Raw genomic sequence first — 25607 nt, forward strand, 5'->3', positions numbered from 1 at the left:
AACGAGGCGAAGTGTGGAGTTTAGAGGAACAGGCCGGGGCCGGGGCGACTTCCTTCGGGGAATCTGACGCCCACTTTCCCAATCTTGTTCCCTTCCATGACCGCGACGGTCCAGAGGGTGTTGTTCCACTCCACCTGGTCACCGACGACTGGAGCGCCGCCCACTTTCTGGGCAATGAAGTGGCCCAGGGACATGTTCGGATCGATGCCCTCGACTTTCAACCCGTACAGGGCAGCAACCGCGCCCAGCTGGGCGTCTCCTTCGAGTACGAAGTCGCCGAAGAAGCGCAAATCCAGCCCCCGTTGCGGTGCCTGGCTGAAGAGTTTTCCGAGGGCCGGAAGGTTGTGTTCATGGCCGATCACGCAGAGCAAATCATCAACTTCGAGCACCGTACTACCCGACGGATGGAGCAGTTGCTGGCCACGAAACAGGGCCGCGATACGTGTGCCTTCGGGCATTTTCAGTTCGCGAAGGGGTGAACCGATGCACCATTTCTCGGCACCGAGGCGATACACGAACAGCTCCCACTCGCTGGTGACATGCACTTCCAGCGCCGATCGGGAAATCGGGAGGGGTTCCGGCGGGACGGTCACTTTCAAAAGCCTGGCAACCCACGGCAGGCTCGTGCCCTGCACCAACAGCGACACCAGCACGATAAAGAACGCCAGATTGAAATACAGCTGAGCGTTGGGCAGCCCCGCCATCAACGGGAACACCGCCAGAATGATCGGTACGGCGCCACGCAGGCCAACCCAGGAAATGAATGCTTTCTCGCGTCCATGGAATGCCTTGAAAGGCAGCAGGCCAGCCAGCACCGACAGCGGACGGGCAAACAGAATCATCCACAGCGCCAGGCCCAGCGCCGGCAAAGCAATCGGCAGCAGGTCATGAGGCGTGACCAGCAGCCCCAGCACCAGGAACATGCCGATCTGGGCCAGCCAGGCCATGCCGTCGAGCATATGCAAAATGCCGTGACGGCTGCGCACCGGGCGGTTGCCGATCACCAGGCCGCACAGGTACACCGCCAAAAAGCCACTGCCGTGCAGGGCGTTGGTCAGGGCAAACACCACCAGGCCGCCGGCAATGACCAGAATCGGATAAAGGCCGGTGGCCAGGTGGATGCGGTTGACCAGTTGCAGCATCAGCCAACCACCGCCGAGACCGATGACGCCGCCGATACCGAACTCACGCAGCAAGTGCCCGAGCAGGCTCCAGTGCAGGCCGGTCTGGCCGCTGGCGAGCATGTCGATCAGGGTGACGGTGAGAAACACTGCCATCGGGTCGTTGCTACCGGATTCGATCTCCAGGCTGGCGGTCACCCGTTCGTTGAGGCCTTTGCCGCCGAGCAGCGAGAACACGGCAGCGGCATCGGTGGAGCCGACGATGGCGCCGATCAGCAGGCCCTGAATCAGGTTCAGGTCGAACAACCACGCCGCCGCCATGCCGGTCAGGCCGGTGGTGATCAACACCCCGACCGTGGCCAGCGACAGCGCCGGCCACAACGCCACGCGAAAACTCGCCACCCGGGTGCGCAAGCCGCCGTCGAGCAGGATCACCGCCAGGGCGAGGTTGCCGACCAGATAAGCGGTGGGGTAGTTATCGAAAATAATGCCGGCGCCGTCGACACCGGCCGACATGCCCACCGCGAGGATGATCACCAGAATCGGGATCCCGAGGCGCGATGAAAGTGAGCTCACCAGAATGCTCGCACCTACCAGCAACGCGCCGATCAAGAACAGGCTGTTGATGGTTGTCGCATTCAAAGGCAGTACTCCAGAAGCATAAAGGCGGGCGCAAACTGACCATGCAGTCCGCGTGCCAGCGATTCTAACCTGTTGAAATGTGATGCTGTCAAAAAGCTTTTGACGGCAATCATCCCCTGTGGCGAGGGGGCTTGCCCCCGCTGGGCCGCGTAGCGACCCCCAAACCGGCGCTGCGGTGCGCCAGGTTCAACGCGTGGGTCAATTGCGACTGCTTCGCAGCCGAGCGGGAGCAAGCTCCCTCGCCACAGGGAGCGGCCGTTACAGGCTAAACCGCCCAACCATGTTGTTCAGGTCCAGCGCCAGGCGCGACAGTTCGTTGCTGGCCGCACTCGTCTGGTTGGCACCGGTAGCCGATTGCACCGACAGGTCACGAATGTTCACCAGATTGCGGTCCACTTCACGGGCCACTTGCGCCTGTTCTTCGGCAGCGCTGGCGATCACCAGGTTGCGCTCGTTGATTTCGACGATGGCGCTGTTGATGGTATCCAGCGACAGGCCGGCACCACGCGCGATGTTCAAGGTCGATTCGGCGCGCTCGGTGCTGTTGCGCATCGAGTCCACGGCGTGTTCGGTGCCACTCTGAATGCTGCCGATCATGCGTTCGATTTCGCTGGTCGACTGCTGGGTGCGATGGGCCAGGGCGCGCACTTCGTCGGCAACCACCGCAAAACCACGACCGGCTTCACCGGCACGGGCCGCTTCGATGGCGGCGTTCAACGCCAACAGGTTGGTCTGGTCAGCCAGGCCGCGAATCACGTCCAGCACTTTGCCGATGTCTCGCGACTCGTTGGCCAGATCGCCGATCAGAGTGGCGGTGCTCTGCACGTCGGCGCTCATGCGTTCGATGGCGCTGACGGTTTCCTGCACCAGGTCACGACCATCGCCCGCCGAAGTGGTGGCGTTTTTCGAGGCTTCGGAAGTGCTCACGGCATTGCGCGCGACTTCTTCCACGGCGCTGGTCATTTCGTTGACGGCGGTGGCGGCCTGTTCGATTTCGTTGTTTTGCTGGGTCAGGCCGCGGGCGCTTTCGTCGGTGACACTGTTCAGTTCTTCCGCTGCGGACGCCAGTTGGGTGGCCGAACCGGAAATCCGTTGCAGGGTGTCGCGCAGTTTGTCCTGCATCTTCGCCATGGCGGCCAATAGACGACCGGCTTCATCTTCGCCATCGACCGTGATCGGGCGCGTCAGATTGCCTTCGGCGATTTCTTCGGCGGCGCTCAGGGCGTTGGCGATCGGTTTGGTGATGCTGTTGGTCAGCAGCCAGGCGAACAGCAGGGTCAGGCCGGTGGCGATGACCAGCAGGGTCACCACCAGGTTGAAGGCCGAAGAATACTGGTCGGCGGCTTGCTGGTTGGTGTCGATGGTCTGCTGGGTGTTGATCTCCAGCAAGCGATTGAGCACGGTGTTCATGGCTTCAGAGTTGTTCAGCAAATCGGTATTGACCAGTGTGCGCTGTTCGTCGATCTGATTGTTGCGCGACAGGCTCTTCATCCGGTCTTCGATCTGGCGGTACTGCCCCAGCAACTGCACATACTGATCATAGGCTGCACGTTCCTGTGGGCTGGCTATCAACTTTTCGTAGGATGCCTGAGCCGCTCGGATCTGCTGGTTTCGGGTTTCCAGCAGCTCGATGGTTTTCTGCTGGACGTCCGGCTCACGATTCACGAGCAGACGATAGGCCAGCACACGCAGGCGCAGGGTCAGCTGAGTGAATTCGTCGAGGCTTTTAATGCTCGGTACGCTGTTTGAGGTGATCTCCTCGGCGGCGCCGCGAATCTTGCTCATCTGGTTCAGGGCGAACACCCCCAGGATCAGCATCATGGCGCCAATCAGGGTGAAACCGAGGAACGCCCGCGGTGCGATATTCATATTTCTTAGGGACATGGTGTTCACCGAAAAAAGCGCCTCCGTGCGAGGCTGAGACTGTTGTATGGATGACTTATCGGTCATACGACTAAAGTCTTGAGGCGCTGCGCGTATTTGTCGCATAAAGGTCGCGGCGACGAAGTGCAGGAACCAGATTCGCCAATCACAGTCTTTAAAGTTCGCGAGGAAGGTCGCCCGCCAGGAAAATCAAGGCCTTGCGCCTGCATAAGCCTGGCATCCACGGTGACTTTTCTTTATCGTACGCGCCCCTTGAAAACGCCCGGAAATCAAAATGTTGGAAGCATCCCTAAGTCAATTGGAACAACTGGTCAGCGACCTGGTACAGCAGAACCAGACTTTGCTCGGCACCAACCAATCCCTGAGTGCGGAACTGGCCCAGGTCAAGGATGAAAACGAAAGCCTGCAACTGAGCCTGATGGAACAGGAAGAGAAGCAAGGCGCCACCGTTGCACGCATTCAGGCCTTGGTTGAGCGCGTCAGCGCCGGCCCTGTCAGCGCATGAGTTACGGCGCCGCAGGGGTAAAAGTCGTCTCGATTCTGGGTGATGACTATTCAATCAAGGCGCCGGCCGGGGAAGAGCAGACCCTGCTGGACGCCGCATTAATGTTGAAAGCCGCCCTGGCCGAGACCAAAAAGAAATACCCGACGCTGATCGGTGACCGCTTGCTGGTGTTGGCGGCGATGAATCTGTGCTCGCAGCAGATCGAAATGCAAAAGCGTCACCAGCAGGAACTCGACCGTTACCAAGAGCAAGTCAGCGCCACGGTTGAAGTGATCGCCAAGACGATCAATCAGGCCTGATCGGCTTTGCGCACAACCAAGGAATAATTTGTCGCTTGGGTTGTATACAATCGGCATGGCTGTTGCAGTGTTTCAGCCTCTTATTCTTTGGGGGTGCTCCATGCAGTTCTGGCGACGCAGTATTCAATGGCAGTTGATCCTGAGCATGGGCACTGCCCTGCTGGTCAGTATTCTGATCGTGGTTGGCATTTATACCCTCGTGGTCAACCGCCTCGCCCAGCGCTATCTGGTCGAGCAGGCGTTGCCGTCGAGCATCGAAGCGATGCGCAACGACATCGAGCGCATCCTCGTTCAACCCCTCACCGCCGCCAAGGACATCGCCAGTAACAGCATGGTGCGCGACTGGTTGGCCGGAGGCGAAAACACTGCCCAGACCGCGGCCTTCGTCAGTTACCTGGAAGGCATCCGGACCGAGCACAAAGCCTTTACCGCGTTGATCATCGGCACCGCTTCAAACCATTACTTCACCGAAAAGGGCCTGGACCGTACGCTAAGCCGCTCCAATCCCAATGACGCCTGGTTCTATTCGTTCCTCGACAGCAATCAACCGCGCACCCTCAATATCGACAATGACACCGCCACCGGCGAGTTGGCGCTGTTCATCGACCTCAAGGTCGAACAGGCCGACAAAGTCGTGGGCGTCGCCGGGCTGGGCCTGAGCATGAAAGAGCTGTCGGAGCTGATCCACAACTTCAACTTCGGTGAGCGCGGCAAGGTCTATCTGGTGCGCTCCGACGGGTTGATCCAGGTTCACCCCGAGGCGCAGTTCAGCGGCAAACGCACGCTGGTCGAACAAATCGGTGCCTCGGCGGCGCAAGCGGTGATGACCTCCACCGCGTCTGGCAGCAGCAGTTTTACCCGCGATGGCGAAGAGTTTCTGGCCTTGAGCCTGCCGCTGCGTGAGCTGGGCTGGACCCTGGTGGCCGAAGTGCCGCAGTCGCAGATCTACGCCGAAGCTCGCCGGGCGATGTGGATGAGCGGCGGCATTGGTCTGGCGGTGGCGTTGGTTTGTCTTTTATTGGTGGTGTTGCTGGCTCGTGGATTGGTGCGACCGATTCGTCAGGTAACAGCGGCGTTGGTTGCCATCGGTAGCGGTGGTGGAGATTTGACCCACAGGTTAGATTCAAGCCGCGCCGATGAGCTGGGTGACCTGGCTCGCGGCTTCAATCGGTTCCTGGAAAGTCAGCGCGAGATGATCGGCGAAGTGCTGGCCACCAGTGAGCGTTTGCGCACGGCGGTCGGCCAGGTGGCGCGGGTGGTGGAAAACACCGCTGAACGTTCCGGACGTCAGCAGGAAATGACCGACATGGTTGCCACAGCCGTTCATGAGATGGGGCTGACCGTGCAGGAAATCGCCCAGAACGCCGGCAATGCGGCGGTCGCTTCGCAAACCGCGCGGGATGAAGCGCTGCAGGCGCGGGAAGTGGTGGGTGGGTCGATTCGGCATATAGAAAGTATGTCTGACGAAATTGGCGTCGCCGCCGGAGCGGTGGGTGAGTTGGCCCAACAGGTGGCGTCCATCGATCAAGTGCTGGCGGTGATTCGCGGGATTTCCGAGCAGACCAATTTGCTCGCGCTCAACGCCGCCATCGAAGCGGCGCGGGCCGGGGACATGGGGCGCGGCTTTGCGGTGGTGGCCGATGAAGTGCGGACCCTGGCGCGACGGACGCAGTCGTCCACCGACGAAATTCAGCAGATGATCGGCAGCCTCAAGCAGGGCGCGGAGCATGCAGTGTCTTCTATGCACGCCGGGCAAGCGGCGACCGGCACGGGGGTTGAGTCAAGCCAGCGCACCGGGGTGTCGTTGACGGCGATTACCGGGCAGGTCGAGCACATCAGCGACATGAACCATCAGGTGGCCACAGCGACGGAAGAGCAATCGGCGGTGACGGAAGAGATCAACCGCAACGTGCAGGGGATTTCCGATTTGGCGCGGGCGACGGCGGGGGAGGTCAGGGCTTGTCGTGAAGACTGTCAGACGTTGCAGCGCCTGGCCGATGATTTGGCGCGGCAGATGGGCAGTTTCAAACTCACCTAACCGATCGTTCCCACGCTCCGCGTGGGAATGCAGCCCGGGACGCTCCGCGTCCCATTGGAACGCGGAGCGTCCCCTGAGGCATTCCCACGCGGAGCGTGGGAACGATCAGTGTGAGGGGGTCAGAACCACTCATCCTGCATGTTCAGGCACACATTATCCCGCGCCTCAAGAATCGCCAGTTCATGGTGGCAACCCGGCACTTCCCACGTCAGGAAATACCGCGCCGCCTGTAACTTGCCTTTATAGAAGCTCACATCCGCCGCATTAGCCTTGGCCAACCCTTCCTCGGCACGAATCGCCTGTTCCAGCCAGCGCCAGCCGATCACCGTATGACCGAACACTTTCAGGTACAGCGCCGAGTTCGCCAGGCTGCTGTTGACCTTGCCCTGAGCCAGATCGGTCAACAGACCGATGGTCACGGTTTGCAGGCGTGCCACCAGTTTCTCCAGAGGCTCACGCAACGCGGTCAACGATTCATGGGCTTGTGCCCGCTCGGCGGTGTCGGCGATCAGACGGATCAATTGCTTGAGCCCCGCGCCACCGTTTTGCGCCAGTTTGCGCCCCAGCAAGTCCAGCGACTGAATGCCGTGGGTGCCTTCATGGATCGGGTTCAGGCGGTTGTCGCGGTAATACTGCTCCACCGGATATTCGCGGGTGTAGCCGTGACCGCCGAGAATCTGGATCGCCAGTTCGTTGGCCTTCAGGCAAAACTCCGACGGCCAGGATTTGACGATCGGCGTCAGCAGATCCAATAGCTCGTGGGCCTGTTTGCGCTCGGCTTCGCCTTCAAGCGTCGTGGTGTCGTCGAACAGCCGCGCCGCGTACAACCCGAGGTCGAACGCGCCTTCGACGTAGGCTTTCTGGGTCAGCAGCATGCGTTTGACGTCGGCGTGCTGAATGATTGCCACCGGTGCGGTGGTCGGATCCTTGCTGTCCGGCACCCGACCTTGCGGACGCTCGCGGGCGTATTCCAGGGAATACAGATACCCGGCGTAGCCCAGCATCACCGCGCCCATGCCGACACCGATCCGCGCCTCGTTCATCATCTGGAACATGTAGCTCAAGCCATGGTGCGGCTTGCCCACCAGATAGCCGACACACTCACCGTTGTCGCCGAAGTTCAGCGCGGTGGAGGTGGTGCCGCGCCAGCCCATCTTGTGGAACAAACCGGCCAGCAGCACATCGTTGCGCTTGCCGAGACTGCCGTCATCGTTGACCAAAAACTTGGGCACGATAAACAGCGAGATCCCCTTCACCCCAGCCGGTGCGTCCGGCAACTTGGCCAACACCATGTGCACGATGTTTTCCGACAGCGGGTGGTCACCGCCGGAGATGAAGATCTTGTTGCCCTTGAGTCGATAGGTACCGTCGGACGCCGGCTCGGCGCGGGTACGAATATCCGACAGTGATGAGCCAGCGTGGGGCTCGGTCAGTGCCATGGTGCCGAAGAAGCGACCGTCGATCATCGGTTGCAGAAAACGCTGCTTCTGCTCATCGGTGCCGAAGCTTTCAATCAGGTTGGCCGCGCCCATAGTCAAGAACGGGTAGGAGGTCGACGCCGCGTTGGCCGATTGAAAGTGCGCGAAGCAAGCCTGGGAAAGCAGCGTAGGAAGTTGCATGCCGCCGGCATCGAAACTGCGCGCGGCGTTGAGGAAACCGGCTTCGAGGAAGGCATCCACTGCCGGTTTCACTTCTGGAATCAGAATCGCCTGACCGTCCTCATAGCGCGGCTCGTTCTCATCGCCCTTGCGGTTGTGCGGGGCGAAGAACTTCTCGGCGATGTTGCGGGCGGTGCCGATGGCGGCATCGAAGGTCTCGCGATTGTGCTCGGCGAAACGCTCACGTTGGGTCAGGCCCTCGGCATCAAGGACTTCATACAGCTCGAAAGCCAGATTGCGGGAACTGAGCAACGTCTCGGACATGGCGGCCTACCTTTATTTGGGATGGTCCGAGTCTAGGCGTGGGAATAGAGGCTGAACAGGATGATTGATCTTGGTGATGGAGAAGCAAAAGATCTTGCTTGAAAAACCGGACGCCCATTGCAGGCGCCCGGCTTTATTACGGTTTAACCGATAGTCATCAAGCTGGCATTACCACCCGCCGCAGCGGTGTTTACGCTCAACGCCCGCTCGATTACCAGACGCTCCAGCGCAATGTTGGTTTCACCCTGGGACAAACCATGAACCCCGACAATCGCCCCCGCCCGCTTGGCCACTTGCTGGCACACCGCACGCAGCTGATCGGAATGGCCATGATGCAGAACGGCATCAATCACCACTTCGTCCTTGGTCCAGTCGGCTACCCGCTTGATCCGTGCCTGCACTTCTTTCGGCAGACGTGCGAACAAGGCCTTGCCCGGTTCCGCGTCCGGCCACACCGCCGAGCCGCCGACGGCCAATACTGCGGCCAGTTGAGTCAGCAGATCGCCTTCGACGTCCGCCAGGCACAGTACGTGTTCGCGCGGCAGGATGGCGTAGCTGTTGCGTTCGCCGGTCGGGCCGGCCAGCACGCGGGTGATCCCGCTTTGCGATTGCGCCGCGAACTGCACGCACAGGGCGCTCAGGTCCGTGAGCTTGTTGCTGTCGGCCCAGGCTTGCAGCGCGGTCAGCGGTTTGCTCATGGCGTCACGCAGACGCACGTCCGGCGCGGCGATGGCGTCGCCGCGAGCGAAGGATTGTTCGATCGCATCGGTAGGACGCGTCGACAGCAAACGGTACAGGTACAGCGGACCACCGGCTTTCGGACCGGTCCCCGACAGGCCTTCGCCGCCGAACGGTTGCACGCCGACCACGGCACCAACGATGTTGCGGTTGACGTAGACGTTACCGGCGTTGACGTTGTCGATCACCTTGGCGATGGTCTCGTCGATGCGCGTGTGTACACCCAGGGTCAGGCCGTAACCGGACGCGTTGATCTGGCCGATCAGTTGGTCGATGTCTTTGCGCTTGTAGCGCACCACGTGCAGCACCGGGCCAAAGATCTCCCGCTGCAGTTCGTCGAAGCTTTCCAGCTCGATCAGGGTCGGCATCACGAAGGTGCCGCGTTTGACTTCTTCGCTGTTGGCGATCGCCACTTGGTACACGTTGCGACCTTTGTCGCGCATGGCCTGGATGTGCTTCTCGATGCCGGCCTTGGCTTCGGCGTCGATCACCGGGCCGATGTCCACGGACAGGCGCTCTGGATTGCCAAGACGGCATTCCGCCATGGCGCCCTTGAGCATTTCGATGACACGATCAGCGGAATCTTCCTGCAAGCACAGCACCCGCAGCGCCGAGCAGCGTTGACCTGCACTGTCGAAGGCTGACGACACCACATCGATGACGACTTGTTCGGTCAGTGCCGAGGAGTCGACGATCATCGCGTTCTGGCCGCCGGTTTCGGCGATCAGCGGAATCGGACGGCCCTGGGCATCCAGACGACCGGCGATGTTGCGTTGCAGCAGGCGCGCGACTTCGGTGGAGCCGGTGAACATCACGCCTTTGACCCGATCGTCACCGACCAGGCGGGCACCGACGGTTTCGCCGCGGCCCGGCAGCAGTTGCAGCACGCCTTCCGGAATCCCGGCTTCGAGCAGCAGGCGCACGGCTTGAGCAGCGACCAGTGGGGTTTGTTCGGCAGGCTTGGCCAGCACCGGGTTACCGGCGGCCAAAGCAGCAGCCACTTGGCCGCTGAAGATTGCCAGCGGGAAGTTCCACGGGCTGATGCACACCACTGGGCCCAACGGGCGGTGGGCGTCGTTGGTGAAATCGTTGCGCGCCTGCACCGCGTAATAACGCAGGAAGTCCACCGCTTCACGCACTTCGGCGATGGCGTTGGCGAATGTCTTGCCGGCTTCGCGAGCCAACAGGCCCATCAGCGGCTGGATCTCGCCTTCCATCAAATCGGCGGCACGTTCCAGGATCGCGGCGCGTTCGGCCGGCGGCGTGGCCTGCCAGATCGGCGCAGCATTCAAGGCGCATTGGATCGCGTTGTCGACGTCTTCGACGGTGGCTTCCTGCACATGGCCCACCACGTCACGCAGATCGGAAGGGTTCAGGACTGGCGCAGGGCTTTCAGTGCTGGAGGCGCAACCGAGCATCGGCGCGGCTTTCCAGTTGTTGTGAGCGGTGGCGAGCAGGGCGCACGACAGGGATGCCAAACGATGTTCGTTGGCCATGTCGATGCCGCTGGAGTTGGCGCGCTCGGCACCGTACAGGTCACGTGGCAGCGGGATGCGTGGGTGCGGCAGGCCGAAACCGCCTTCCAGCGTGGCCATCTGCTCGATGCTGGCCACTGGATCGGCCACCAGTTCCTGAATCGAGATCGACTGGTCGGCAATGCGGTTAACGAATGAGGTGTTCGCGCCGTTTTCCAGCAGACGACGCACCAGGTACGCCAGCAATGTTTCGTGGGTGCCGACCGGAGCGTACACGCGGCACGGACGGTTCAGCTTGCCTTCGGAGACTTTGCCTACAACCTGTTCGTACAGTGGTTCACCCATGCCGTGCAGGCACTGGAACTCGTACTGACCGGGGTAATAGTTCTGACCAGCGATGTGGTAAATGGCCGACAGCGTATGGGCGTTGTGCGTGGCGAATTGCGGGTAGATGACTTCCGGTACCGACAGCAGTTTGCGCGCGCAGGCGATGTAGGAAACGTCGGTGTACACCTTGCGGGTGTAGACCGGATAGCCCTCCAGGCCTTCGACCTGGGCGCGTTTGATTTCGCTGTCCCAGTAAGCGCCTTTCACCAGGCGGATCATCAGGCGATGACGGCTGCGGCGAGCCAGATCGATCACGTAGTCGATCACGTAAGGGCAGCGCTTCTGGTAAGCCTGGATCACGAAACCGATACCGTTCCAGCCGGTCAGTTGCGGCTCGAAGCACAGGCGCTCCAGCAGATCCAGCGACAACTCGAGGCGGTCGGCTTCTTCGGCGTCGATGTTCAGGCCGATATCGTATTGCTTGGCCAACAGGGTCAGCGATAGCAGGCGCGGGTACAGCTCGTCCATCACGCGCTCGTACTGGGCGCGGCTGTAGCGCGGGTGCAAGGCGGACAGCTTGATCGAAATGCCCGGGCCTTCGTAAATCCCACGGCCGTGAGAGGCTTTGCCGATCGCATGGATGGCTTGTTCGTACGAGGCCAGGTACTTCTGGGCGTCATGTTCGGTGAGGGCTGCTTCGCCCAGCATGTCGTAGGAATAGCGGAAGCCTTTGGCTTCGAACTTGCTGGCGTTGGCCAGGGCTTCGGCGATGGTTTCGCCGGTGACGAACTGCTCGCCCATCAGGCGCATGGCCATGTCGACGCCCTTGCGGATCATCGGCTCGCCGCTCTTGCCGATGATGCGGCTCAGGGACGAGGTCAGGCCGGCTTCGTTATGGGTGGCGACCAGTTTGCCGGTCAGCAGCAAGCCCCAAGTGGCGGCGTTGACGAACAGCGACGGGCTATTGCCCAGGTGCGGTTGCCAGTTGCCGGTGCTGATCTTGTCGCGGATCAGCGCGTCGCGGGTGCCTTTGTCCGGGATGCGCAGCAGCGCTTCGGCCAGGCACATCAGCGCCACGCCTTCCTGGGAGGATAGGGAAAATTCCTGCAACAGGCCCTGAACAATTCCGGCACGGCCGCCGGCGCTCTTCTGATTGCGCAGTTTCTCGGCAATCGAGGCGGCGAGCTTGTTGGTGGCGTCGGCCATCGGTGCCGGCAAGCGAGCCTGTTCGATCAGCATCGGCACCACTTCAGGTTCCGGGCGACGGTAAGCGGCAGTGATCGAGGCGCGCAGCACCGATTGCGGCAGGATGCTTTCGGCGAATTCCAGGAAGCACTGGTGCGCGTGATCGACGTGGACCTCGCCGGCTTCATCGACTTCCTTGCCATTCAAACCGTTCAGCTCGGACAGGGTTGCACCACCCTCGAGTTTTTCCAGGTAATTGAAAATTGCCTGCTTGATCAGCCAGTGCGGCGTGCGATCAATCGAGGTCGCGGCGGCCTTGAGACGTTCGCGGGTCGGGTCGTCAAGTTTGACCCCAAGGGTGGTGGTAGCCATATTTTTATCCTCATGTTTGCCACGACCGCGTGGCATCAGCTGGCGGCAAGATTAGCCCTGCTCTGGTCGAGGTGCAACCGGGTGCAACCCTTTTTTGTCGGAATAATAAGCAGCTCGTCAGGAAATAAATTCTGGTACACAAGTCCTGTGCCTGCTTGGTGCTTTTACTTCTAGTGCAACCTGAAAAACGCCCTAAAAGGGAGCAAAAACCGACCCTTCTCAAGAAAATCCGACTAGGTGCAACTTATTCGAACGAAACTGGTTGCACCTTATTTGCTTTGTTGAATAGCATTCGCGGCCAAGGTGCAACCGGTCAAAAAGATCGGTGCACCGGCTGATGGCTTTCCTGGGGAAACATCAGTCATAAATGCGCGGGCCCCCGAATCGTCTGTCAAACGTCATCGTTTGCGAGCGGTTCACCAGCCGCCGCTACATAAAAACAATGCCAGGGCGTAACTCAATGAGCGTAAGCAATCCAACCCTGATCACGTTCGTGATCTACATCGCAGCAATGGTGCTGATCGGCTTCATGGCCTATCGCTCCACCAACAACCTTTCTGACTACATTCTGGGCGGCCGTAGCCTGGGCAGCGTCGTGACCGCACTCTCTGCCGGTGCTTCCGACATGAGCGGCTGGTTGTTGATGGGCCTGCCGGGCGCTATCTACATGTCCGGTCTTTCCGAAAGCTGGATCGCCATCGGCCTGATCGTCGGTGCTTACCTGAACTGGCTGTTCGTCGCCGGCCGTCTGCGTGTGCAGACCGAGCACAACGGCGATGCGCTGACCCTGCCGGACTACTTCTCCAGCCGTTTCGAAGATAAAAGCGGCCTGCTGCGGATCATCTCCGCGGTCGTGATCCTGGTGTTCTTCACCATCTACTGCGCTTCCGGCATCGTGGCCGGTGCCCGTCTGTTCGAAAGCACCTTCGGCATGTCCTACGAGACCGCGCTGTGGGCCGGTGCTGCGGCGACGATTGCCTACACCTTCGTTGGTGGTTTCCTGGCAGTGAGCTGGACCGACACCGTACAAGCCACGTTGATGATCTTCGCCCTGTTGCTGACGCCGATCATCGTGCTGCTGGCCACTGGCGGCATCGACACCACGTTCCTGGCCATTGAAGCGCAAGATCCAAGCAACTTCGACATGCTGAAAAACACCACCTTCATCGGCGTGATTTCGCTGATGGGCTGGGGCCTGGGCTACTTCGGCCAGCCGCACATCCTGGCGCGTTTCATGGCGGCGGACTCGGTCAAGTCGATCGCTAACGCCCGTCGCATCTCCATGACCTGGATGATCCTGTGCCTGGGCGGCACCGTCGCGGTAGGTTTCTTCGGCATCGCTTACTTCTCGGCCAACCCTGCCCTGGCCTTGCCGGTGAGCGAAAACCACGAACGTGTGTTCATCGAACTGGCGAAAATCCTGTTCAACCCGTGGGTTGCCGGTGTGTTGCTGTCGGCCATTCTGGCGGCGGTGATGAGTACGCTGAGCTGCCAACTGCTGGTGTGCTCGAGCGCCCTGACCGAAGACTTCTACAAAACTTTCCTGCGTAAAAGTGCTTCCCAGGTTGAGCTGGTCTGGGTCGGCCGTGCCATGGTGCTGCTGGTTGCGCTGATCGCTATCGCTCTGGCGGCTAACCCGCAAAACCGTGTACTGGGCCTGGTCAGCTACGCTTGGGCAGGTTTCGGTGCTGCGTTCGGTCCAGTTGTCCTGATCTCCGTGATCTGGAAAAACATGACCCGCAACGGCGCACTGGCCGGCATCCTGGTCGGCGCGATCACTGTGATCGTCTGGAAACACTTCGAACTGCTGGGCCTGTACGAAATCATCCCTGGTTTCATCTTCGCCAGCCTGGCGATCTACATCGTCAGCAAAATGGGCGCGCCGACCAGCGGCATGCTTTCGCGCTTCGCCGCGGCCGAAAAGGATTTCCGCCTGAACCAGTGAGGGGGATGAGCTGATGCTCTGACCTTTCGCCGAACATGAAAACGGCCCGCTTCCTTTTGGAGGCGGGCCGTTTTTTTTTGTGCTCCCACATTTGTTCGGCGGTGCTTCTGACAGGAATGTCTGTAGTGCCTTATCCAGTTTTTTGAAGGAAAAATCCCTAAAAAAGCAGGGTAAATCTGATTTCCTTGTCCCTCCATCAACACCCCTTGTCGCTCATGCAGAATCGCCCGCCTTCATTCTGCAGAGACACATCGGATGTTCGCGCCTGCCAATCAACCGCGTTTCACGTTGACCCTCGACGGCGTCCAGAATGAGCTCAAGGTGCTTGAGTTCACGGGCAAGGAAGCCATCAGCCAACCCTACCGTTTTGACCTGGAACTGGTCAGCGAGCGACCCGACATAGAGCTCGAAAGCCTGCTGCATCGTCAGGCGTTTCTGAGTTTCGATACGCAAGGTTCCGGTATTCATGGTCAGATTCTTCGCGTCGGCCAAAGCGATTCCGGGCACCGTCTGACGGGGTACCAGATCAGTCTCGTACCGCGTCTGGCGTATCTCGACCGGCGTATCAATCAGCGGATCTTCCAGCACAAAAGTGTGCCGACGATCGTCGCGCAAATCCTCAAAGACCACGGCATCCAGCGCGACGCCTTCGAGTTCCGGCTCGGCAGTGATTACCCCCAGCGCGAGTACTGCGTGCAATACGCTGAAAGCGATCTGGCGTTCATCCAGCGCCTGTGTGCCGAGGTCGGTATTCACTACCACTTCCAGCACAGCCCCGACGGCCATCTGCTGGTGTTCGGCGACGATCAGACAGTTTTCCCTCGCTTGCCCGAACCGACGCTGTACCTGCCGGGCAGCGGGATGGCAGCGGATGCACCGGCCATCAAGCGTTTCAATGTACGGCTGGAAACCCGCACCACCGCCGTCACCCGTCGTGACTACGACTTCCAGAAGCCGCGATTGCAACTCGAGAGCCGCCTCGACAGCGAGCAGCGACCGGTGCTGGAGGACTACCACTTCCCCGGCCAATTTACTGATCGGGAACATGGCAAGCATCTGACTCAACGAGCGCTGGAACGGCACAACGCGGATTACCGTCAGGCCGAAGGTCGTGGCGACGAATCCGCATTGGTCAGCGGGCATTTCCTATACCTGGCCGAACACCCGCGTCAGGCGTGGAATGACCTGTGGTTGATCACCGAAATTGAACACCGCGGCCGTCAACCGCAGGTGCTGGAGGAGTCAGCCACCAGCGACAGCCCAGATGATTTCCAGGGTTATCGCAATACCTTTCTGGCGACGCCGTGGGACGTTTCTTTTCGCCCACCGCTGGGGCCTGAAAAGCCACGGATGCTCGGCTATCAACCCGCAGTGGTCACCGGTCCGACGGACAGCGAAATCCATTGCGACGAGTACGGTCGGGTCAAGGTTCAGCTCGCCTGGGACCGTGACGGTCAGCTCAACGAGCACTCCAGTTGTTGGTTGCGCGTAGCCACTGGCTGGGCTCACGACCGTTACGGCAGCGTGATGATTCCGCGCGTCGGCATGGAAGTGCTGGTGGGGTTTATCGATGCCGATGCCGACAAACCGCTGGTAATGGGTTGCCTGCCCAACGCCGCGACGCCTGTGCCCCTCGATCTGCCGGCGGACAAGACCCGCAGTATTTTCCGCAGCCATAGCAGTCCCGGTGGCGGCGGTTACAACGAATTGCGCATCGAGGATCGCAAAGGCGCCGAGGAAATCTACCTGCGCGCCCAGCGCAACTGGACTCAGCACGTCCTCAACGATCAACAGGTGCAGGTCGATAATCAGCGCAGCATCGTCGTCACCGGCACCGCCCGCCATGAGCTGAAGGCCGACGAAAAACGCATCACCCACGGCCAGCGCCAGACCGAAGTGCGGTTGGACGATCACCTGGTGGTGGTCGGCGACCGGCACATTCGCGTGAGCAATCAAGCCCTCAATGCCAGTCAGCAATTCCACGTCAGCGCCGGCCAGCAAGTGGTCATCGACGGCGGCGCCAGCGCGACCATTCAGGCGGGCGGGCAGTGGATCAACATCGGCCCCGGCGGGATTTTCAGCAGCGTGCCGATTCAGGTCGGTGGTGCTCTGATGGCGGCCATGGCTTCTGCGCCGAGCTTGCCGGATGTGCCGTTGAAACTTGCAGCAGCCCCGGCGGCGCTGCTCAGTGCCGCGCAGATTCTCAGCCTGCAAAGCGATGCGCCGTTCTGCGAAGAGTGTGAGCGCTGCAAGGACGGTGTCTGTGCCGCCTGATGTTTTGTCGCCTCGCGCCTGGTTGGAGCGCCAGCCACTGCAACCGTCGGAGCAACTATTCGCGATTTTCAGCAGCGCCAGTGCAGCTGAACCGTTCAAAGCCTGGCAATGCTCGATCACGTCTCAAGCGCCGAGCCCGATCTGGGCTGGTACTGCCTACGCCGAGTGGGAAGCGGTGATGCCCTATGTCGGAATCGTCGCTGCTGACAGTGAGTTTCTGGATTGGGTCGCCACCACTGAGTCTCGCGATTGGGGGTGGCTGGCGGTGTCTTGCGCCACTCAAGAGGCATTGGTCGAGCATTTGCGCAGCCTCACACACGTTCTGATGCCCAACGGCAACGCAGTGTTTTTCCGCTATTGGGATGGGCGCTATGTGCTGCCGATTCTGCAGTCTGCCGAGGTTAACGCTGCGCAACTGATGCCGGTGATCGGGCGCTGCCTGATCAATGGCCAACCGCTGGATATCGGTGGCAGCGCGCTGAAGAGCGCCAGGGTTTTCCCCTGGTGGGAAGTATCTGAATCGCTGCTCAACCACCTCGCCACCGAGTCTGCGACAACGCATATCAACAACCTGCTGAAGTGGTTGAGCGAGGACCGTCCTGATCTTTATGAGGCGTTCTCCGAAAGCGTGTTGCGGCACAAAGTCGCGAGTTTTCTTGAGACGCCAGACCTGCCTCAAGCGCCGAAATCAGCGTTGGTGGATTACCTGATGACGGAGCTGGACTGATGGATCAGATCGTACGGATCGAGCAGGAGCTCGACGGTTTCAAAGACACACTGGTTTTGTATCGCCAACAGCTTGGCAACTTCTTGAGCCGGAATGCGGACAGGGTCAGCCGGGCGATGGACATGCCTTCGCTGTTGGACATGGAGCGGGTGATAAAACTCGGCGATACCACGACTGCGGTGAGCAGTGGCGACGATGATTTTATCTCGGGTCTTGCGCAGTGTCCGGCTAGTGGAATTCTGCAGATCGAGAGCAAGTTCGAATCGGTCTACGACATTCCGTTGGGGAGCATTCAGGTCGATGTGATTGCCAATGATGGCGGCGAAAGTACACCTGTCACACTCGATGAAAACGGTCAGGGGCAGTTCAAAGGCACGCCCGGCAAGTTCTACCGCGTTCATGTCCACACTGAAGTCACCCCGACTCAAATCGATGATCTTTTCTCCTCCTACGACGGCCTGACCCAGGAGCTGGAAAGCTGGCTGCGCAAGGAATGGGAAGGGTTCAAGCCACAGTGGTCGCAGCAATCGGCATCCGCTTCGTTGGCGGCGGTGGGCAACGGAGTGCTCGCGGGAGGTTGGGCGGCGATTCAGGCGGTTTGGGATGGCATGGGTGAACTCGCCGACATCCTGAAAGACCCCAACGCCTATGCCGAGAAGCTGGGTGAAAGCGCCGGCAGACTTGCCGATCTGGCCGTAACCGCTCCAGACAAGATGGAAAAGGCCATGTTGCTGGCCAGCGACGAGGCGGCGCTGTGCTTGCTGATGCGCACTGCGACCTTGTGGCTGGAAGCATTGCCACCTTCGCAACTGGCCGGGTCTTCGGCTGAAGCGATTTCCAAGGTCGTGGTTGGGTTGGTCATCGACCTGTTGATTGGTTTGGTACTGAGTGTGGTCGGGGTTGGCATTGCCTGGCTGACCGTGCGCCTGGCCAAGTACAGCGCACAGATTTTTCAGGCCGCCATGGGCTTCGTGAAGTCGATGGTTGCGATCATCAACAACTTCATGGAGTACGTTGATCGCTACAAAAAGGTCGCCGCGCGCGGTGTTGCGGCGGGCCTGAAAAAAGGCCGGATGCAACTGCGCTGGGATGCCAAACGCAACACCACGCTCAAGCAAAACGAACACCACGACGACTCCCCGGATCAGGCGAAAAACCCCAACGGCGACAGCGCCGACTCAGTCGACAAAACCGCGACCAACCAATGCCCGGTGTCGATGGTCACTGGCGAAGAACTGCTGACCCTCACCGACGGTACGCTGAACGGCATCCTGCCATTCGACTTCACCCGGCTCTATCGCACCAGCGCCGCCGAGATCGACTGCGGCCTCGGCTTTGGCTGGAGCCATTCGCTCGCCCATCGACTGGAGATCGACGGCGACCAGGTCATCTGGATCGACCACGAAAACCGCCGCACCACGTTCCCGCTGCCGAATCACGAACGCCCGGCCATCCACAACAGCCTGTCGCGCGCGGCGATTTACCTCGGCAATGACCCCGAAGAACTGATCCTCGCCCAGGCCGGCGACGACACACGGTTCTACCACTTTCACCACGGTCGGCTGACGGCGATCAGCGACGCCTACGATAACCGCCTGCGCATCACCCGCGACCGTCAGGAACGCATCCAGCGCCTCGACAACGGAGCCGGTCGTGCCTTGCTGTTGCGCTACGACCGCGCCCACCTGATCGCTGTCGACTACCAAAGTTTTCGCCCGGCCCAGACCCTTGCCGAGGCCTGGTACACCGAACAAACCTTGGTCAGTTACCACTACGACGAACGCGATCAACTGATCGAAGCGAGCAACGCCGCCGGCGAAAGCGAGCGTTACGACTACGACGATCAACATGTGATCCTGCAGCGGCAACTGGCCGGTGGCGCGAGTTTCTTCTGGGAGTGGGAACGGTCTGGCAAGTCGGCGCGCTGCGTGCGGCATTGGGCGTCGTTTGCGCAGATGGACACGCGTTATGTCTGGGACGACCAGGGCAGCGTCACCGTCCGGAACATCGACGGCAGCGAAGAGGTTTACGTCCATGACGACCGGGCGCGGCTGGTGCGCCGGGTTGGGCTGGATGGCGGCGAACAGCTCAAGGCCTACGACGAGCAGGGTCGATTGATTGCCGAGCAGGATCCGCTCGGCGCTGTCACCGAATACCGTTACGACGACGTCGGACGCTTGGTGGCGCTGATTCCACCGCAAGACGAACCGACGGCCTACGAGTATCGCAACGGTTTCCTGCATGCGCGCTATCGCGGTCAGGCGGTGTGGAAATACCAGCGCAATGCCCAGGGTGATGTCACCGAGGCGACCGATCCCGACGGTCAGGTCACCCATTACCACTACGACCCTCAGGGCCGGTTGCTGTCGGTCCGCTACCCGGACACCAGTCGGCATGTCTTTGTCTGGAATGCCTTGGGTCAGTTGCTTGAGGAAACACTGCCAGATGGTGGGCAGCGAACGTTTTCCTACGATGCGCTGGGACGGCAGACGACTCGTCAGGACGAACACGGTGCGCTCACCCAGTATCAATGGGATGCCGTCGGCCGACTGGTCCAGGCGACATTGCCGACCGGCGCCACCCGTGGGTTCAGCTACAACGCCTACGGCAAGATCACCGCCGAACGCGACGAACTGGGCCGCATCACCCGCTACGAATACGTCGACGATTTGCACCTGGTCAGCCGCCGGATCAATCCCGACGGCACCCAGCTCCAGTACCGCTATGACAATGCGCAGCTGCTGCTCACGGAAATCGAAAACGAATCCGGCGAACACTATCGGCTGGACTACACACCCAACGGCTTGATCCGACAGGAAACCGGTTTCGACGGCCGCCGCACCGCCTACGTCTACGACCTCAACGGCCATCTGCTGGAGAAAACCGAATTCGGCGATGACGGCTCGCAGCTGGTTACCGGGTACGAGCGGGATGCGGAAGGACGGCTGTTAGTCAAAACCTTGCCCGACGGCATCAAGGTCGAATACCGCTACGACAGCCTCGGCCGATTGGTCAGCGTCGACGACGGTCACGATCATCCGCAGGAGTTCGAGTACGACCAACAGGACCGGCTGATCACCGAGCATCAGGGCTGGGGAACGCTGCGCTATGGCTACGACGCCTGCGGCCAGCTCAACCGCCTGCGCCTGCCGGACGGCAGCAAGCTCGACTACCACCACGCCAAGGGTGGCGCGCTGACGGCTATCGACCTTAATGGCACACGTCTTACAAACCACACGTGCAAATCCGGTCGAGAACTACAGCGCCAGCAAGGCCTGCTGCTCAGCGAATATGCCTACGACGAACAGGGCCGGCTAAAGGCCCACGCCGTCAGTCAACAGCAAAAAAGCCTGTACCGCCGCGACTATGCCTACAGCCTCAACGGCAATCTCGACCACATCGCCGACACCCGCCACGGCCAGCGCAGTTACCAGTACGACCCGCTCAATCGCCTGACCCGCGTCCGCCACTCCCGCGACCAACAGCCGGAAAGCTACGCCCACGACCCAGCCGGCAACCTGCTGATGCAGGACCGCCCCGGCCCGACGACCGTCAAAGGCAATCGCCTGCTGATGCAAGGCGACCGCCATTACGACTACGACGCCTTCGGCAACCTGATCCGCGAACGCCGTGGCACCGCGCAAAAACTCGTCACCGAATACCGCTACGACTGCCAGCATCGGCTGGTCGGCGTCACGTTGCCGGATGGAAGTTGCGCGAGCTATCGCTACGATGCCTTCGGTCGCCGCATCGCCAAAACCGTCGACGGCCAAACTACCGAGTTCTTCTGGCAGGGCGACCAAGTCGTCGCTGAAAGCAGCAAAGAGCACTACCGCAGCTACGTCTACGAGCCGGGCAACTTCCGCCCGTTGGCCATGCTCGACGGCAAAGGTCCGAAAAAGGCCTGCCCGTTCTACTACCAGCTCGATCACCTGGGCACACCGCAGGAACTGACGGATTTTGGCGGCGAGATTGTCTGGTCGGCGAAGTACAACGCCTACGGCAAAGTCACTCACCAGACGTTCGGCGGGGGCGAGCAACTTGAACAACCGTTACGGTTTCAGGGCCAATACTTCGACGCCGAGAGCGGTCTGCACTACAACCGGCATCGATACTATGATCCAGAGGTTGGTCGGTATCTGACACCGGATCCGATCAAGTTGGCGGGTGGGCTGAACCAGTACCAGTACACGCCGAATCCGACGGGGTGGGTTGATCCGTTGGGGTTGAGCGGGAATTGTCCGCCGCCGAATAAGCCTGGGTGTGGGGCGCCGGATGATATGTCTGGCGCTAGGGTGGATGAGGGTGAACCGCCGCTGCCGAAGCTGACGGGTGATCAGCGTAGGGCGCGGATTGATGAGTTGGCTGAGGCGAATGCGAAGCGGCGGGTTTTGGAATGGGAGGACGATTACGACATGCATACTGTCGCGAAGCATAATCCCGAAATTCCACATGCACCGCTAAAGCAGAGATCAATTAATGGGAGTCATCCAACAAAAAAAGGAAAAAAGGAGAGAATTAATCCCAGTTCACAGTTCAAAAGCTGGTTACTCCAGATGAATGCGATAAATGATGCGGTTTCTAGGATGAGGCGAAACCCACCTGCTCCCACGGGTTTTACCCCAACAGGGGATCCCGTTGTAAGGAAGGAAATGCCGGGTGGTGGTAGAGGTTATAAACCAAATAAAAAAGATCTAAATAATCCTTATTATATAGATGAGTTGAATTACTCAGAGGTCAGGTTTCGTCAGGGTGGTCTTGTCAAGCCCTATACTGCATTCCCAGATTAGGATAATAAAATGTTGAAGTGGCCTATGTATGACCTTCCTTTTGAACCGACGCTTTTGTACTGGCTGGGAGGTATCTCTATTTTTGATCGTGAGGAAACACTAGGTGAGGCATTGTGGGTCTATAACCCAAATGATAGTGGTGATAGAGAAAGAATTATTAGGAAGTTCATATTGGGTCGTTTCGAGCATTTGCCATATAGGCATCGTTTTTTGATGTTTAAAATCCTTGAGGATGCTTTAGTGCAGTCGAATTTTGATTTTTCTACACAGTTTGAAAGCGATTACGAGACAAATACGTCTATGGCATGGGACGAAACGGAAATAGACGATCATCGAGGTTTTTTTGAGGATATTTATAAGTTGGCTGGTGAGGAGTGGAAGAGTGATCTTCAAAAAGCTAGTCTCGAAGATCAATCTAGTTGGTGAATTTTGATGTCTGAGAGTATAACGCGAAAATTGATACTGGAATGGGCGTATAACGACGTCGTTATTGATATGTATGAAAGTGGCGATGATGGTGATGCTGCAATTTTCCAAAGCGCAGTAATGGATATTTTTGGTGCAAAAGGGTTGTTGGAGTTGGCGGCTGATCCAGCTTGCCCGAGTAGATTGTATTTTGCAGGTTTGCTTTCTAAATGTTTTTTGTGGATGTTTCGCCAAAGTGCAAAACTGCCGTTTCATAGCTCTCGGTTTCGCGGGATTATGTCGAGAGATGAGTATCGACAGGAAAATTTGAAACGAGAGGATGAGTTTTACAAGCTTTGCTTGGTTTTAGACAGTATGCGAACGATTAATGATCCTGCGATCCAGTCGCTGTATAAGCAGATTCTTGATTTTAGGAATGATCGAAGTGACAGTTGTTCGAAGTTTTATTATGAGTGCTATGCCAGATTGACGTTGAAGCAGTTTGAGTAGTAACGGTATTTTTTTGTGCCGCTTGTAGCGTTTACATAGGTGTGTCGAATTTCGTTGGAAGGTAAGGAATGTTGCGATGTCCATTTGTGGATGAGGAGTTTGATGCAGGGTTAATGTGGTTCGTTGGTCGATTTAGTGTTTATGATCGGGAGGAAACACTCGGCATAGAGCTTGAGGTTTATGATCCTAATAATAAGAATGATAGGGTAGGCCTGATTAAAAAGTACGCGCTGGATCTCGGGTGCCTGTCTTATAGGCATAAGTTCGTGTTGGTGGAGTCTCTGGCGAATAAACTGCATGATCGAAACTATGACTTCCAAAGTTTGTTCGAAATAGATGAGGACGAAGCATCATGCTGGCCTCGTGAGGAGTGGTACAAATTGGAGAGCCCTAGGGGATTTTTTCAGCATGTCTACACGCTGGCGCTAGAGGTTTGGGAAGAAGATTTGCTCAAAGCGAGTCAGGAAGATAGAGCCGCGTGGTGAGTGACGAAGCATCCCGATAGGCCGATATAGCGAAATTTCTGGGCAAGGTCGTCGGAAGTTTCCTTCAATTCGTATCGGTTTCCATGAACTGGTGCGAAATGTTTTCCATCGATAGCCTTTGGCAGCCACTGAAAACTCAGTGGCGGGGTGTAGGAACCCTTCAAAGTCGTTGGAAATGTATTAGCGTTGAAGCTTGGTTTGCGGCCGTTAACGTGCGTCCGTAATATCAGTTGCGGCGGTTGTGCGCGGGCACGCTTCGGCGTGGTCGAGTTTTCCAAAGGCCTCGATATTCCTACCCCGCGCATAGCTGCCACCCCAGCCTGTAGGAAGGCTGATGGCAGTTCCTGTTTACTGCCTCTGGAACTTGAAAATGAAAAATCTTCACCCCGACCCACCCTACGAAAAACCAATTCCCCACCCCAAAAGCCGCTTCATGGCCCTAACCGGCAACTGCACCGACATGCCCACGCTATTCGTCGATACCCACGCGCCGTTGGATATCTTGACCGACACTGCCAGCTATCGAATTCGCGCGGTCACTCAGGTGCTGGAAAACATGTCCATGCGCGGTTCGGTCGAGTGTGAATCCTTCATCCTTAGTGATTTTGCTTTGCTCTGTGCCATTTCATTGCGCGATGGCTGCGATGTGCTGGATGTGGTGGGGCGGCGGTTGCGGGCTCGGCCTTCGGAATAACGTCGAGTGGCTTTTGTGGCGAGGGAGCTTGCTCCCGTTGGGCTGCGTAGCAGCCCCAAAACCTGCAATCCCGTTTTGTCAGCTGTACCGAGTGGCTTGGTTTGGCGACTGCTTCGCAGTCGAGCGGGAGCAAGCTCCCTCGCCACAGGTTATGGGGTGGTCTGGATATTTTGGGGCTGCTTTGCAGCCCAACGGGGGCAAGCCCCCTCGCCACAGGGTTTATGGATTGGCGCGGTATTGGGGTTGTACTTGCCCGCTCAGCCGCGAACCCCTGACGTTCTGCCCCGTACAAGGTAAACTTCCCGGCCTTCGCAGGAGCAGCCATGAATTATCGTCACGCCTTCCATGCCGGCAATCACGCCGATGTGTTCAAACACCTGACTTTGACCCGCCTCATCGCCTTGATGTCGCGCAAGGAGCAGCCGTTTGCCTATCTCGACACTCACGCCGGCATCGGTCTGTATGACCTGCAGGGCGATCAGGCCAGTCGTACCGGTGAGTACCTGGAAGGCATCGCGCGGTTGTGGGATCAGCCGGATTTGCCGGCGCTGACCGCCGATTACATGAAGTTGTTGCACGAGATGAACCCGGATGGCCAGTTGCGCTATTACCCGGGGTCGCCGGAGTTGGCGCGGCGTTTGACCCGGCCGCAGGATCGCGTGTTGCTGAACGAGAAGCATCCGGAAGACGGTGTGTTGCTCAAGGACAACATGAAGGGCGATCGTCGGGTAAAGGTTCACCTTGGCGAAGGCTGGCACGTGCCGCGTGCGTTGCTGCCGGTGCCGGAGAAGCGGGCGGTGATGTTGATTGATCCGCCGTTCGAGCAGCTTGATGAGATGCAGCGGTGTGCGGCATCGCTGAAAGAGACGATTGGCCGGATGCGCCAGACGGTGGCGGCGATCTGGTATCCGGTGAAGGATCAGCGGGCGTTGCGGCGGTTTTATCAGGACTTGGCCGGCACGGGTGCGCCGAAGTTGTTGCGGGTGGAGTTGTTGGTGCATCCGTTGGATACGCCGAACAGCCTGAATGGCTCGGGGTTGGCGATTGCCAATCCGCCGTGGGGGCTGGAAGAGGAATTGCGTGAGTTGCTGCCGTGGTTGTCCAAGAAGTTGGGGCAGACCCAGGGTGGCTGGCAGATGGATTGGTTGATTGCCGAGAGTTGATACATTGCATTAGTGGCGTCTGATCCGACGCCATCGCGGGCAAGCCCGCTCCCACAGGGATTTATGTCGATCACAACACAGTGGTCAGACACATCACCTTGTGGGA

Annotated in this window: 16 protein-coding genes and 2 pseudogenes; 13 read left to right on the top strand and 5 right to left on the bottom strand. The window is 59.1% G+C overall.

Annotation, left to right across the window (positions count from 1 at the left end; translation table 11 throughout):
• Positions 1–20 precede the first annotated feature (20 nt).
• The 3 genes and pseudogenes from AC30D7_RS18245 to AC30D7_RS18255 form a co-directional block, all read right to left on the bottom strand.
• Positions 21–1763 carry a potassium/proton antiporter gene (locus AC30D7_RS18245; RefSeq protein ID WP_490134990.1) on the bottom strand — a complete coding sequence of 581 codons (1743 nt, stop codon included), beginning with the start codon at positions 1761–1763 and terminating at the stop codon, positions 21–23.
• A 258-nt stretch (positions 1764–2021) separates the two neighbouring features.
• Positions 2022–2894: a methyl-accepting chemotaxis protein gene (locus AC30D7_RS18250; RefSeq protein ID WP_371916747.1), complete on the bottom strand. Its 873-nt coding sequence runs from the start codon at positions 2892–2894 to the stop codon at positions 2022–2024.
• Positions 2877–3752: pseudogene (locus AC30D7_RS18255) on the bottom strand (MCP four helix bundle domain-containing protein); the annotation flags it as partial. The pseudogene AC30D7_RS18255 and the gene AC30D7_RS18250, both read right to left, overlap by 18 nt.
• A gap of 169 nt (positions 3753–3921) precedes the next feature.
• On the opposite strand from AC30D7_RS18255, the gene AC30D7_RS18260 reads away from it, so the two are divergent.
• From AC30D7_RS18260 to AC30D7_RS18275, 4 genes and pseudogenes are all read left to right on the top strand, one after another.
• A complete protein-coding gene (locus AC30D7_RS18260) occupies positions 3922–4152 on the top strand; it encodes a hypothetical protein (RefSeq protein ID WP_007936756.1) in 231 nt (76 codons plus the stop codon).
• A complete protein-coding gene (locus AC30D7_RS18265; RefSeq protein WP_490134991.1) occupies positions 4149–4451 on the top strand; it encodes a cell division protein ZapA in 303 nt (100 codons plus the stop codon). The genes AC30D7_RS18260 and AC30D7_RS18265 overlap by 4 nt, the downstream gene beginning before the upstream one ends.
• Before the next feature lie 145 nt (positions 4452–4596).
• A pseudogene (locus AC30D7_RS18270) lies at positions 4597–5625 on the top strand (HAMP domain-containing protein); the annotation flags it as partial.
• Positions 5626–5757: 132 nt separating this feature from the next.
• Positions 5758–6489, top strand: a complete 732-nt coding sequence (locus AC30D7_RS18275; protein WP_490135035.1) for a methyl-accepting chemotaxis protein — start codon at positions 5758–5760, stop codon at positions 6487–6489.
• A 119-nt stretch (positions 6490–6608) separates the two neighbouring features.
• Here AC30D7_RS18275 and AC30D7_RS18280 read toward each other — a convergent pair whose 3' ends face one another.
• Together AC30D7_RS18280 and putA are read right to left on the bottom strand one after the other, a co-directional pair.
• Positions 6609–8411, bottom strand: coding sequence for an acyl-CoA dehydrogenase (locus tag AC30D7_RS18280; protein ID WP_490134992.1), 1803 nt, complete (start codon positions 8409–8411; stop codon positions 6609–6611).
• 143 nt (positions 8412–8554) lie between these two features.
• On the bottom strand, positions 8555–12508 hold the full coding sequence (gene putA, locus AC30D7_RS18285; RefSeq protein ID WP_490134993.1) for a trifunctional transcriptional regulator/proline dehydrogenase/L-glutamate gamma-semialdehyde dehydrogenase: 3954 nt from the start codon (positions 12506–12508) through the stop codon (positions 8555–8557).
• A gap of 460 nt (positions 12509–12968) precedes the next feature.
• On the opposite strand from putA, the gene putP reads away from it, so the two are divergent.
• The 9 genes from putP to AC30D7_RS18330 all read left to right on the top strand — a co-directional run bounded on the left by putP (position 12969) and on the right by AC30D7_RS18330 (position 25501).
• Positions 12969–14453, top strand: coding sequence for a sodium/proline symporter PutP (gene putP / locus AC30D7_RS18290; protein WP_019581897.1), 1485 nt, complete (start codon positions 12969–12971; stop codon positions 14451–14453).
• A gap of 255 nt (positions 14454–14708) precedes the next feature.
• On the top strand, positions 14709–16727 hold the full coding sequence (locus AC30D7_RS18295; RefSeq protein WP_490134994.1) for a type VI secretion system Vgr family protein: 2019 nt from the start codon (positions 14709–14711) through the stop codon (positions 16725–16727).
• On the top strand, positions 16717–17454 hold the full coding sequence (locus AC30D7_RS18300; RefSeq protein ID WP_230174585.1) for a DUF4123 domain-containing protein: 738 nt from the start codon (positions 16717–16719) through the stop codon (positions 17452–17454). The genes AC30D7_RS18295 and AC30D7_RS18300 overlap by 11 nt, the downstream gene beginning before the upstream one ends.
• The gene (locus AC30D7_RS18305; protein WP_490134995.1) at positions 17454–22244 is read left to right on the top strand and encodes an RHS repeat-associated core domain-containing protein; all 4791 of its coding nucleotides are present in this window, start codon (positions 17454–17456) and stop codon (positions 22242–22244) included. The genes AC30D7_RS18300 and AC30D7_RS18305 overlap by 1 nt, the downstream gene beginning before the upstream one ends.
• 9 nt (positions 22245–22253) lie before the next feature.
• Complete coding sequence (locus AC30D7_RS18310) at positions 22254–22670, top strand: hypothetical protein (RefSeq protein ID WP_490134996.1); 417 nt, start codon at positions 22254–22256, stop codon at positions 22668–22670.
• Between the two features lie 6 nt (positions 22671–22676).
• On the top strand, positions 22677–23159 hold the full coding sequence (locus tag AC30D7_RS18315) for a hypothetical protein (RefSeq protein WP_490134997.1): 483 nt from the start codon (positions 22677–22679) through the stop codon (positions 23157–23159).
• Positions 23160–23227: 68 nt separating this feature from the next.
• Positions 23228–23644 carry a hypothetical protein gene (locus AC30D7_RS18320; protein ID WP_490134998.1) on the top strand — a complete coding sequence of 139 codons (417 nt, stop codon included), beginning with the start codon at positions 23228–23230 and terminating at the stop codon, positions 23642–23644.
• A gap of 370 nt (positions 23645–24014) precedes the next feature.
• Positions 24015–24338, top strand: coding sequence for a hypothetical protein (locus AC30D7_RS18325; protein ID WP_258614406.1), 324 nt, complete (start codon positions 24015–24017; stop codon positions 24336–24338).
• Between the two features lie 323 nt (positions 24339–24661).
• A complete protein-coding gene (locus AC30D7_RS18330) occupies positions 24662–25501 on the top strand; it encodes a 23S rRNA (adenine(2030)-N(6))-methyltransferase RlmJ (protein WP_490134999.1) in 840 nt (279 codons plus the stop codon).
• The last annotated feature ends 106 nt before the right edge of the window (positions 25502–25607 follow it).

The organism is Pseudomonas sp. DF5, from assembly GCF_058148225.1.